The sequence below is a fragment of the Agrobacterium sp. genome (assembly GCF_059499945.1).
Genome location: NZ_JCABZP010000019.1, coordinates 191,597 through 203,259, shown reverse-complemented (window position 1 = coordinate 203,259; position 11,663 = coordinate 191,597). Strand labels below are relative to the sequence as shown.

Sequence of the window (11,663 nt, the reverse complement as noted above, 5' to 3'; positions counted from 1 at the left end):
AGAAATGCTGCCGCAACAGCGGTGAAATTTCCGGGGTTTTGTACAAAACCGCAAAAAGTTACAATACCGGACAAACTTTCTCAAGTTATTGGGCGCTTCGAGAGTGGGCCGTGAAAACGGCGATCGGGGCATCAAGGTCTGGAACATACCAATGAATATCGAAACCGAAGGCAGACACCGCAAAACCGCGCGACGTCGTTACCAGGATGCGGCCCTGCTTGCCTGCACGGCGCTTGTCGCCACCCTGCCCGGCTCCCTGCTGGCGCAGGAAGCTGCCAATACGGGCGGCAGCACGGTTCTGGAACGCATCACCATCGACAGCGGCGACAATGACCAGAAGTCCATTGTAGCCACCCGCACCACGAGCGGCAGCAAGATGGCGACCGATATTCTCGACACACCCGCCTCCGTTTCTGTCATCACCGCCAAGGAAATGCAGCAGCGCGGTGTGCAGACCGTGGAAGAAGCGTTGCAATATACCGCTGGCGTGACCACGGATTTTTACGGCTCCGACGACCGTTTCGACTATTTCAAGATTCGCGGTTTCGACGCCTACACCTATCGCGATGGCCTCACCCTCGGCCGTCCCTTCGGTGCGCTGCGCGAAGAAACCTATGCCTATGAGCGGGTGGAAGTGCTGAAGGGCGGCAATTCCACCACCTTCGGCGTCTCGGATCCCGGCGGCTCGGTGAACTATTCCACCAAGGTGCCGAAACGCACCCGTTTCGGTGAAGCCTATGTGACCGGCGGTTCCTATAGCCGCGCCGAAACCGGCTTCGATTTCGGCGACAACATCACCAGCGACGACATGCTGTCCTATCGTCTGACCGGCAAGCTCAGAAATGCCGATGCGGAATATGACTATTCCCGTGACGACGAGAAGTTCTTCATGGGCGGCCTGACATGGCGTCCGACCGACGTCACCAGCCTCACCGTCGTTTACGATCATCTCAACAAGGATGGCGTTCCCGGCGGCGGCGGCCATCCCGTCGGCTCGCATTTCGACCGCAGCCGCTTCTTCGGCGAACCGGACTACAATTATCGCGGCACAAACCGCAATTCGCTGAGCGTGATGTTCGACCACGATTTCGGCTCGGGTCTGACCCTGAGTTCCAACGCCCGTTACAGCAAGGCGAATACGGACTTCGGTTATGCCTATATCTCGTCGACGCCGACCAACGGTTCGACCATCGCCAACCGTTCCTATTTCGGCAACGACACCGAGACCGAAAACTTCCTGATCGATACGCGCCTGCAATATGACACGCGGTTTGAAAATGTCGAAAGCCGCAGCCTCGTCGGCGTTTTTTATAACAACTATGAATCCGGCAGCAAAAGCTACTTCGGCGCCGCGCCGAGCATCAACTGGATGAACCCGGTCTATACCGGCGCGCCCTCCTCGGTGCCGCTCTATGCCAGCTCGCTGACGGACCAGAAAACCAAGGCGATCTATCTCCAGCAGGACCTGACCTTCTTCGACAGGCTCACCGTCAGCGCCGGCCTGCGCAACGACTGGATCGACACCGAGCAGACCAACCGGCTGAACAGCACGACGGCAAGCGGCGACATCAGCGAACTGACCAAGCGCATCGGCGTGTCCTACAAGGTCACCAACGAAATCGCGCCCTATATCAGCTACGCCGAATCGGTGGTGCCGGCATCGGGCCTCACCGTTGAACCGGAGCGTGGCGAGCAGATCGAACTCGGCGTGAAATACCGGCCGGACGCTTTCCCGGCCCTGTTCACCGCCTCGATCTACGATCTGAAGAAGAACAACATCACCGTCACCAGCCCGATCACCAGCCTGCCGACCACCATCGGCGAGGTGCGCGTGCGCGGCCTCGATCTTGAAGCGAAGGCAGAGGTAACAGACAATCTCAGCCTGACGGCGGCCTATTCCTATCTCGATGCGGAGATTACCGAAAACGGCACCGGCGGCAATGTTGGCAACCGGCCGCAATTCGTGCCCGAGCATCAGGCTTCACTGTGGGTCAATTATACGCTCGAAGGCAACGACCATTTCGGCGACATGACCTTCGGTCTCGGCGGCCGCTATACCGGCGCCTATTATTTCGACAATGCCAACAAGGTCGAAACCGGAAGCAGCGTGACCGTGGATGCGGCATTCAGCTACAAGATTCAGGAAACCGCCTCACTGGATGTCAATGTCTCCAACCTCTTCAACGAAAAACACGTTTCGTATGGCGGGTTCGGCGCTGACTTCTACAATCCCGGCCGGGCGTTTTCCGTGACTTTGCGAAAGACGTGGTAGCGAAAAAACGACTGATTTCAAACTACTATGAGACAATCCTAATGTTTAATGTCATCCTCGGGCTTGTCCCGAGGATCCAACCACGTATCGTAAGGTCAAAAGGTCGCAAATCCTCGGGACAAGCCCGAGGATGACGTCGAGCAAGATTTACGGACGCGCCGACGATTGAGTGTAGACAGCAAAGGCCACCAATTCAAAGTAGCCTGTGCAAACGCCGCCAGGCGGCCGGCGTGTTGCCCACGGACTGACGGAAAGCCTTGGTCAGATGGGCCTGATCGGAAAAGCCAAGCTGGGCGGCGATATCGGCCACAGTCAGATCGCCTTCCAGCAGAAGTTTCTGGGCGGCATTGATGCGCCTTTCCAATTGCCATTGCAGCGGCGTCTTGCCGGTGGTCTGGCGAAATACGGTGGCGAACCAGCTTTCCGAAAGCCCGACAATATCCGCCATTTCGGCAACCGTCATACGGTCATCGCCACGCTTTTCGACCTGGGCAAGAAGCTTGTTCAACTGCGCCTGCGTCAACCTGCCATTGGCCTGCTCCGGCGAATGGCCGGGAATATCCAGCAGGCCGGCAACGATGCTGCCGACGAGACTTTCCGCATAGACCGCATGTTTCGAGGGCTCCGCCAGCTCATCGACAAGCAGGCCGGCAAGAGTTTCCACCGAGCCGATATCCTGTATCTCGACCGGGCGGCGCAGCGCCGTCATCGCCGCCGAACTGCCGACCGAAGGTAACAGGAAGCGCAACAGCCGGTCCTTGTGAATATGCAGGTTGAGATGCGAGAACCGGTGCGTGGCGTTGCTGCTCGTCCACATCGGCACGCCAGCCGGCACATAAACCGCCCGCGTCATCGGCCGCGAATGGTTGCTGAACTCGCCGTTCCGGTTGGACATGCTGATGCGTGAAGACACATCGTTGAAAAAAATCATGATGCGCGGATCGGCGGCCAGATAATAACCCTTCGCCCCCATCTGGCTTTCCGCCTCCCAGAAAGCACTGACGAGCCCGTCCAGCTGGCGCCATTTCACCGGCGCAGTGACGCTGATCCCTTCCGTGTGCCAGGTCATGGAATGCCAGAAACTCAATGCGGGTACCGTCCGGTTGTCGGGTCTGGGTTGAGGGCTTGGACAGACAGGCGCGCCGCGCCAGTCATCGCGCTTCGCCCCAATAACATGACTTATCAATTCATGTTAATAGCAAAGATCGTTATGAAGAGAAACATTCACTGACGCGACCGCCCTGGAACCTCTGCCCAGGACACCCGTTGAACTCCTGACAGGAACGCAACAATGGAGACTATCATGGACAGCAAGAAGGAACCGGGCAACTTCGCGGACAAGAAGCGCGAAGAGAAGGGCCGCGGCGTCATCGTTGCCGGGCCGGATGCGCATGAAAATGAAAAAAGCGGCAAAGCGCCCTCGGAAAAGGCCGAAAAATCCTCTCCCGGCAAACCGGTTTCGTCTTCGGACAGGCGATAGGGCAGCACATCCCACTACGAGCGGAATGCAGAGGCGAATAACCTCCCCCTCATGCCGGATCCGCAAAAACACCTCCCCGATCGCTCAGGGAGGTGCATCATCATTTAATGGTCGGCCTTCCTTACAGAAGGTCGAAACGGTCAGCGTTCATCACCTTCGTCCAGGCGGCGACGAAATCACGCACGAATTTCTCCCTGCTGTCGTCCTGCGCATAAACTTCCGCATAGGCGCGCAGGATGGAGTTCGAACCGATGACGAGGTCTACGCGCGTGGCCGTGTACTTGGCTGCCCCGGTCGTGCGGTCACGAATCTCATAGAGATTGTTGCCGGTCGGAACCCAGGAATAGGCCATGTCCGTCAGCGTCGTGAAGAAGTCCGTCGTCAGCGCGCCGGGCTTGTCGGTGAACACGCCATGCGCCGTACCGGCGTAATTGGTGCCGATGACGCGCAGGCCGCCGATGAGCACGGTCAATTCCGGCGCGGTCAGGCCGAGAAGCTGTGCGCGATCCAGCAGCAGTTCTTCGGGGCTGACGACATAGTCCTTCTTGACCCAGTTGCGGAAACCATCCGCCAGCGGCTCAAGCGGAGCAAAGCTGTCAGCATCCGTCTGCTCGGCGGAAGCGTCACCACGACCGGCCGCAAAAGGTACGGCAATGTCGAAGCCGGCCGCCTTGGCCGCCTGTTCCACACCGTAATTGCCGGCGAGAACGATCACATCCGCAATGCTCGCGCCGCTTTCACAGGCAATCTGCTCCAGAACCGAAAGCACGCGGGAAAGACGGGCGGGCTCGTTGCCTTCCCAATCCTTCTGCGGTGCGAGGCGGATGCGTGCGCCATTGGCGCCGCCGCGCTTGTCCGAACCTCGGAAGGTGCGGGCGCTATCCCAGGCGGTCGAGACCAGATCGGCAACGGAAAGGCCAGACGCCGCGATCTTCGCCTTGACGGCAGCGACATCGTAGCTGGTGGAGCCTGCCGGGATGGGATCCTGCCAGATCAGGTCTTCGGCCGGAACATCAGGGCCGATGTAACGCGCCTTCGGTCCCATGTCGCGATGCGTCAGCTTGAACCATGCGCGGGCGAAGACGTCCGAGAAATGATCCTGGTCGTCCTTGAACTTCAGCGAAATCTCGCGGTAGATCGGGTCGACCTTCAGAGCCATGTCGGCATCGGTCATCATCGGAATGGTGCGGATCGAGGCATCCTCGACGTCCACGGGCTTGTCTTCTTCGGCGATGGTGATCGGCGCCCATTGTGATGCACCGGCAGGGCTGTGGGTCAAGGTCCACTCATGCTTGAACAGCATGTCGAAGAAGCCGTTGTCCCACTTGGTCGGCTCGCTCGTCCAGGCACCTTCGATACCGGAAACAACCGTGTCGCGACCAATGCCGCGGCCCTTGGTGTTGATCCAGCCAAGCCCCTGAAATTCCGGGCCTGCGGCTTCCGGATCGGGGCTGAGGTTGGCGGCGCTGCCATTGCCGTGCGACTTGCCGATGGTATGGCCGCCAGCGGTGAGAGCCACGGTTTCCTCGTCATCCATACCCATGCGGGCGAAGGTCTCGCGCATCTGCGCCGCCGTTGCCAGCGGATCGGACTTGCCGTTCACACCTTCCGGGTTGACGTAGATGAGGCCCATCTGCACGGCGGCAAGCGGGTTTTCCAGCGTCTCAGGCTTGGTCACGTCGCCGTAACGGCCATCGCTCGGCGCCAGCCATTCCTTTTCGTCACCCCAATAGGTGTCCTTTTCCGGAGCCCAGATGTCTTCACGACCGAAGGCAAAACCGAAGGTCTTCAGACCGGCGACGTCATAGGCAATGGTGCCGGCGAGCGCGATCAGGTCTGCCCAGGAAATCCTGTTGCCGTATTTCTTCTTGATCGGCCAAAGCAGACGGCGGCCCTTGTCGGTGTTGACGTTATCAGGCCAGGAATTGAGCGGTGCAAAACGCTGGTTGCCGGTGTTGGCGCCACCACGACCGTCCGTTACGCGGTAGGAACCCGCCGCATGCCAGGTAACACGGGCCATCATGCCGACATAGCTGCCCCAGTCGGCCGGCCACCATTCCTGGCTGTCGGTCATCAGGGCGCGCAGATCGGCCTTCAGGGCCTCGACATCGAGCGTCTTCAGGGCTTCGCGATAGTTGAAGGAGGTGCCGAGTGGATTGGTCTTGGTATCGTGCTGATGCAGGATATCGAGGTTCAGCGCATTCGGCCACCATTCAGTCACCGATTTACCGGAGGCCGTGTTGCCTCCATGCATGACGGGACACTTGCCAGCTGGTTTTGAAGTTGCGTCCATTTCGCCCTCCGATGGGTTTAGCAATTAAACGAAATAATCAATTCGACATGTGCAGCCTGTTGGAGCCAGAGCCCGCGGCAGGTCATGGGAAACCGTGCAGCGACGCCGGTGATCATTCACAGCTACAGCTTCTTTCTGTCATGAAGATGACTAACAGCCGGGTTCCATAATTTCCAATTGTATATTCTAAAGGCTGCGATATGCTGAGCTTATGATTGCGCTCTCCATGAAACATCTCCGTTATTTCGACGCCCTTGCCAAGATCGGCCATTTCGGGCGTGCGGCGGAAGCCTGTGCCATCTCCCAGCCTGCACTATCTTTGCAGATACGGGAACTGGAGGAATTGATCGGTGCGCCGCTCGTCGAACGCGGCAGCCGCCAGATCAGGCTGACGGCGCTTGGTGAGGAATTTGCCGAACGCACCCGGGCCATCCTGCGTTCGGTGGACGAGTTGCAGGATCTGGCGCGCGCGGGGCATGGCCCTCTCAGCGGTCGCCTGCGCATCGGTGTTATTCCCACCGTTGCGCCCTATCTCTTGCCGCAGGTGATCAAGACGCTGACCCGGCATTATCCCGGACTGGAGGCGCGCCCGCGCGAAGCGGTAACGCAGAAGCTCATCGAAGACCTTCTCGAAGCCCGACTCGACATGGCAATCGTCGCGTTGCCCGTTTCGGAACCCGCGCTGGAGGAGGTTCCGCTGTTTTCGGAGGAATTCATTCTGGTGCGGCCGATGGAGGATGCGGGCATGCCGGTGCCGAGCGCCGACAAGCTGGGTGAAATGCGCCTGCTATTGCTGGAGGAAGGCCATTGTTTCCGCAACCAGGCGCTTTCCTTCTGCAGCACGACCAATGCGCCGCCGCGCGTGCTGATGGAGGGCTCTTCGCTCTCCACCCTCGTACAGATGGTCGGCGCCGGCATCGGCGTCACACTCATTCCGCAGATGGCCGTCGATATGGAAACGCGGCAATCCACCGTTTCGGTATTCCGGCTTGCGGAACCGCGCCCGTCGCGCACCATCGGCATGGTCTGGCGCAAGAGCAACCCGCTCTCGGCGCAGTTCGCCCATATCGCGGAGATCGTCCGCGAATGCGGCCTTCAGAAGCTCGGTCTCGCGGCATAGGCACTTGGTTCGGACGATCGCGCGCGCCGTAACGCACGCGATCTACACATAAAGCGGCTGGCCTATCGCGCCGCGACTTTCGCGTGCCCGTCGTCGGTCCATTGCGGCGGCGCGCCGAACTTGTCGGCCACCATGCCCTTCAAGCCGCGCGACCGGCCATAGGCATCGCACTCGACATATTTCGGTTTTCCGCCCAGAGCCGACCGGATTCGATGGCCGGAGGGAATAGAGAGGTTCAGGCCGTCGGAAACTTTGCCTGTCACGAGAATACGCGAGAAGTAGTTGGAGAAATCGGTGGCAAGCTCGTAAGCGTCGCCGATTTCCGACGCGCGGGCGTTACCAGTGATGGAATTCGCGCCCTTGGACCAGACAGCCGCCGCGCGCTGAACGCCGCCACTATCCACCGCCTCGGCCTCAACGGCCAGCCCGCCAAGCCCGAATGGGAGACGCGGCACGCTGACCGGCAGGACGAAGCCGCTGCCGAGCGTCACGGCCGTCGATACCCCGGCCATGGTCTTGTCGGTCGGCACCAGATCGGTGATGACCGTGCGCACCGTCATATCCGCCGGCTGTCCAAGAGCGGCGATCCGGTATTTATCGCTGAGCGCCACGCAGATGGCGCGATCCAGCGCATTCGAAACAAGGGCACGATCCCTTTCCGATGTGACCCGCGACGAGGCGGCGAAGGAGAAGGTGGTCGGCACGATGGCGACGGTCTTGACCCCGGCCAGCCCGGTGGCGTCCACGAAGGTTCGCGATTTGGTGAACTTTCCCTTGGCCGGGCTGAGCTGCGCATAGGAGGTGAGCGTGCCACCTTCTTTCAGCGGCACGGAGGTGCAGCTGGACATGAGGATGGCGAAGGGCAAGGTGGCGAAGGCGACACCGCGGCTGCGGGAGGCCTTGTCGCCGGAACCCCGGGCAAACAGATTCCACTGTTGTTTCACTGCACGTACTCCGGTTGGGATGATTGATCCTGTGCCCCGCATGGTACGACAGCTAAAATTGCGGCAACATTACAATCACCCGCCTCTGGACAGCGCGCAACGCAACGATCAGAAACGTAACCGGAAGGTGCTTCCGAAGGCGCTGCTATCCAGAAAGATTCGCCCGTTATGGTTGGCGACGATCTGCTTGACGAGGCTGAGGCCAAGCCCTGCCCCGGTGCTGCGCGGTGTGATGCGGTAAAAGGGCTCGAAAATCCGTTCCCGCTGGTCTTCGGCTATCCCCTGCCCCTCATCGGAAATCGCGATCTCACCATTGGCGAGAACCGAGATATGGATCATCCCCCTGTTCCCACCATAATCGATGGCATTGCGCACGATGTTGCTGATCGCACGCGGCAGGGTGAAGGGGTCGCCCATCACCTCATATCGCGCGATCTGCGTGTCGAAGGAGATGTCATAACCCGCCGAAAGCGCAAGCGGCGCGAGATCGGCGACGACGGTGCGGGTCATCTCGACGAGCTCCACCGTCTCGCGCCTGTCATTCACCTGATCGTTTCTTTCGAAGGCGAGAAGCTGTTCCGTAGTCTCGCCAAGCCGCGCGACATCCTCCATCAGGCGTTGCTGTTCCGGCCCCGGCAAGCCCTCTATCCGGGTCTGCATGATCGCAATCGGCGTTCTCAGCTCATGCGCCGCATCGATGAGAAAACGCTGGCGCGCTCGAAACTGCTCTTCCAGCCGTTCGAGGATGCTGTTGAAGGCAAGGATCAGCGGAACCACCTCGCGTGGCACATCCTCGACGGGAAGCTTTGAACCCGGCCGCCGCGGATCGATCTCGGGGGCCTTTTTGACGACGGAACTGAGGCCGGAAAGCGCCTGGCGCACGATGCGGGGAACCGAGAAGAACACGGCGGGCAGGATGACAGCCAGCAGGGGAACGTAAATCTTGTAGGTTCCGGCAAGAAGCGTCAGGAACTGCCCGCCGACATGCGTCGTTCCGCCGAACATGACCCTTACCGCACCCCATTTCGTTTCCATGCTTTCAACCAGGGCGACCTCGACGATGCCCTTTCCTCCACGAATATCGGCATCCGTCATCAGATGCAGATACCGCGACAGTTCCTCATAAACGGCAGGCACGGCGCCGTAGGTCGCCACCCGCCCATCCAGCGTGGAGGCAACGAACCAGAGTGTTGAGTTCTCCGCCTTCAGGGCCCGCAATGCCGGGCTCTCGGTAATGACCAATCCCTTTTGCGGATCGAGCGAAAGTGAACCATCAAGCGTGGCCGAGAGGTCGTCCCAGAGCGCAATATTGGGGGAAAGCATCATCACGCCGTAAAAACAGAGCCCGATGATGACCACGGCAATCATGGCAGAGACGACGACGCTGAGCTGCCAGCTCAGTTTCCACCACAAGGACGGGTTGGACGTGCCCTGCGCTTTCATGCTTCTTCCTTCAACAGATAACCGATACCACGAATATTATGGACGCCGACGCCTGCGGATGCATCGAGCAGGCGTTTTCGCAGCCGCGATATATGCGCGTCGAGCGCATTGGACTGGATCTCCTCCTCGTAATTGTAAACGGCTGCCTCGAGCGTGGAGCGCAGCACGGATTTGCCCTTGCGTTTCGCCAGCGCAATGAGAACCGCAAGCTCGCGTCTTGGCAGATCGAAGGGAACCGAATTGATCGTGACGCTGAGATGGAGCGGATCAATGACGATGCGGCCAGCGGTGATCTGGGCCGGCGCAAGGTTTGCCGGCCTCCTGAGAACCGCGCGCACCCGGGCCAGCAACTCGCCGACGAGAAACGGCTTGCCAAGATAATCGTCTGCGCCGCCGTCCAGCCCCGCGATCCGCTCTTCCGGCTCGTTCATCGCCGTCAACAGAATGATCGGCGTGTCGATACCTGCGCGGCGCAGCTGCGGAATGAAGGAGAGCCCTTCCCCGTCAGGCAGGCGACGGTCGAGCAGAATGGCGTCATAGACGTGCTGACGCGTCAGCTCCATCGCATCGCCGAGCCACATGGTATGGTCGATGACGATCCCCTGCTTGCCGAGCGTCGCCGTCAGCGCATCCGCCATTTCCTTTTCGTCTTCGATCAAAAGAAGTCTCATGCGTCACCGTCCCTTCGCCTTCCGTTTTCTGCCAGAAAGGTTGCGGCAGTATTGCGGCGAAGACGACGCCAGAGCATTTACAACCAGGATCCATAATGGTTTCACCTCTGGAAAATTCATAAAAACAGAACTTTGGAGCATTAGACGGTTCCGTTTAGGCAGGCGCGCCCCGGAGGGTAATGCTGCTGCAATTATGGATGCCTATCCAGAAACCATCCGCCTCGACAGAGGCAATGCGACCGCCTGAGCGGCGGTCCCGGGATGGAAAGGATTTCAGTATGTGGGTGAAGAGAACCATCAAGGCGGGGATCGCGCTTGCAGGTTGCGTTCTCGTTGTCACCGCTCTCGATCCGGCGCGCGGCAGCGTCGATGCGAATGAGCGTGTCAAAGGCATCGTGAACGGGCTCGTCGAAACCGCCTCGATGAGCCCCGCAGGCACGCCGTTCGAACTGACGGCTGCGGAAACGGCAAAGATCGGTACGCGCGCGATGGTGGAGCGGCTTGGCGTCAGCGGCGAGCTTCAGCCGATCACCCGCGTGGTGATCCGCGCCCGTGAAGCCGGCAAGATCGTGGAAATGAATGTCCGCGACGGAGATGCGGTGCAGGCGGGCAAGCTGCTCGTACGTTTCGAAACCGATGAGTTGCAATCGACGCTTTTGCTACGGCAGAGCGACCGGGATGCGGCCGAGGCCGAACTGATGCTGGCGATGCAGGCCCTGACGAGAACCGAACAGCTTGCCCTGAAAAACATCGCTTCGACGGAACAGCTCGACAAGGCGAAAAGCGATGTCGCGGTGAAGACGGCAAGGCTCCAGAGCCTTGCGGCGCAGGCGGATATCGCCCGCCTCGCCCTTCGCAACGCCGAAATCCGCGCGCCCTTCAGCGGCACCGTCACCCGGCGGCTGGCCGAGGCGGGATCGCGAGCCGGTGCGGATGGCGAGCTTCTCACACTGGTCGATACCAGCGTGCTGGAAGCGAAGGTTCTTGTCGCCACCCGCGACATACCGCGCGTGGCGCTCAGCCAGACGGTGGAACTGGCGATCGACGGCCTTGGCGGCCAGATCGTCAAAGGCACGGTCGACCGCATCAGCCCGGTTGCCGAAGACGGCACCCGTTTCGTCGCCGTCTATCTGCGGCTTGCCAATCGGGACGGCCGGCTGTGGGGCGGAATGTTCGCCAGCGGATCGATCCTCCTGCGTGAAAAGAACGATGCGCTTGTCGTTCCCGCAATCGCGCTGCGCAAGGACGAGACGGGTTACCATGTGCTGAAGGTGGAGGATGGCCGTCTTCGCCGCCAGACGGTCGCAGTCGGAGCGCGCTGGAACGATGGCAGTCTGGTCGAGATTGCCGCCGGCCTGAAGAATGGCGAGACCATCCTCACCGCACCGCTTCCCGAACTGGGGCCTGACATGGCCGTCACCGTCGACAAGGCAGGCTGAA

General features: G+C 60.2%; 9 protein-coding genes. 4 read left to right on the top strand and 5 right to left on the bottom strand.

Going from position 1 to position 11,663, the window contains the following annotated elements:
• Positions 1-151: 151 nt before the first annotated feature.
• Positions 152-2,272: a TonB-dependent siderophore receptor gene (locus AC5I5B_RS22430; protein ID WP_174054827.1), complete on the top strand. Its 2,121-nt coding sequence runs from the start codon at positions 152-154 to the stop codon at positions 2,270-2,272.
• A 193-nt stretch (positions 2,273-2,465) separates the two neighbouring features.
• On the opposite strand, the gene AC5I5B_RS22425 is transcribed toward AC5I5B_RS22430, so the two are convergent.
• Entirely contained in the window at positions 2,466-3,359 is an 894-nt protein-coding gene (locus tag AC5I5B_RS22425) for a helix-turn-helix domain-containing protein (RefSeq protein WP_209823147.1), read from the bottom strand.
• 216 nt (positions 3,360-3,575) lie between these two features.
• Here AC5I5B_RS22425 and AC5I5B_RS22420 point away from each other — a divergent pair, with 216 nt between their 5' ends.
• Positions 3,576-3,752, top strand: coding sequence for a hypothetical protein (locus tag AC5I5B_RS22420; protein ID WP_080570281.1), 177 nt, complete (start codon positions 3,576-3,578; stop codon positions 3,750-3,752).
• A gap of 121 nt (positions 3,753-3,873) precedes the next feature.
• Here AC5I5B_RS22420 and katG read toward each other — a convergent pair whose 3' ends face one another.
• Positions 3,874-6,045 carry a catalase/peroxidase HPI gene (gene katG / locus AC5I5B_RS22415; RefSeq protein ID WP_495752844.1) on the bottom strand — a complete coding sequence of 724 codons (2,172 nt, stop codon included), beginning with the start codon at positions 6,043-6,045 and terminating at the stop codon, positions 3,874-3,876.
• A 211-nt stretch (positions 6,046-6,256) separates the two neighbouring features.
• Between katG and AC5I5B_RS22410 the strand changes: the two genes are divergently transcribed.
• Positions 6,257-7,165 carry a hydrogen peroxide-inducible genes activator gene (locus AC5I5B_RS22410; protein ID WP_003505612.1) on the top strand — a complete coding sequence of 303 codons (909 nt, stop codon included), beginning with the start codon at positions 6,257-6,259 and terminating at the stop codon, positions 7,163-7,165.
• Between the two features lie 62 nt (positions 7,166-7,227).
• Here AC5I5B_RS22410 and AC5I5B_RS22405 read toward each other — a convergent pair whose 3' ends face one another.
• The 3 genes from AC5I5B_RS22405 to AC5I5B_RS22395 all read right to left on the bottom strand — a co-directional run bounded on the left by AC5I5B_RS22405 (position 7,228) and on the right by AC5I5B_RS22395 (position 10,223).
• The gene (locus tag AC5I5B_RS22405) at positions 7,228-8,109 is read right to left on the bottom strand and encodes a DUF3313 domain-containing protein (RefSeq protein WP_112977946.1); all 882 of its coding nucleotides are present in this window, start codon (positions 8,107-8,109) and stop codon (positions 7,228-7,230) included.
• Positions 8,110-8,217: 108 nt separating this feature from the next.
• The gene (locus AC5I5B_RS22400; RefSeq protein WP_111817322.1) at positions 8,218-9,552 is read right to left on the bottom strand and encodes a sensor histidine kinase; all 1,335 of its coding nucleotides are present in this window, start codon (positions 9,550-9,552) and stop codon (positions 8,218-8,220) included.
• Entirely contained in the window at positions 9,549-10,223 is a 675-nt protein-coding gene (locus tag AC5I5B_RS22395) for a response regulator transcription factor (RefSeq protein WP_020009793.1), read from the bottom strand. Before AC5I5B_RS22395 ends, AC5I5B_RS22400 begins: the two co-directional genes overlap by 4 nt.
• 278 nt (positions 10,224-10,501) lie before the next feature.
• Here AC5I5B_RS22395 and AC5I5B_RS22390 point away from each other — a divergent pair, with 278 nt between their 5' ends.
• Complete coding sequence (locus tag AC5I5B_RS22390) at positions 10,502-11,662, top strand: efflux RND transporter periplasmic adaptor subunit (protein ID WP_099086817.1); 1,161 nt, start codon at positions 10,502-10,504, stop codon at positions 11,660-11,662.
• Position 11,663 lies beyond the last annotated feature (1 nt).

Excerpts from the sequence above, each read along its gene's own strand:
- AC5I5B_RS22400 (WP_111817322.1), bottom strand. The coding sequence starts at position 9,552 with ATGAAAGCGCAGGGCACGTCCAACCCGTCCTTGTGGTGGAAACTGAGC.
- AC5I5B_RS22390 (WP_099086817.1), top strand. The coding sequence starts at position 10,502 with ATGTGGGTGAAGAGAACCATCAAGGCGGGGATCGCGCTTGCAGGTTGC.
- AC5I5B_RS22420 (WP_080570281.1), top strand. The coding sequence starts at position 3,576 with ATGGACAGCAAGAAGGAACCGGGCAACTTCGCGGACAAGAAGCGCGAA.
- AC5I5B_RS22395 (WP_020009793.1), bottom strand. The coding sequence starts at position 10,223 with ATGAGACTTCTTTTGATCGAAGACGAAAAGGAAATGGCGGATGCGCTG.
- AC5I5B_RS22410 (WP_003505612.1), top strand. The coding sequence starts at position 6,257 with ATGATTGCGCTCTCCATGAAACATCTCCGTTATTTCGACGCCCTTGCC.
- katG (WP_495752844.1), bottom strand. The coding sequence starts at position 6,045 with ATGGACGCAACTTCAAAACCAGCTGGCAAGTGTCCCGTCATGCATGGA.
- AC5I5B_RS22430 (WP_174054827.1), top strand. The coding sequence starts at position 152 with ATGAATATCGAAACCGAAGGCAGACACCGCAAAACCGCGCGACGTCGT.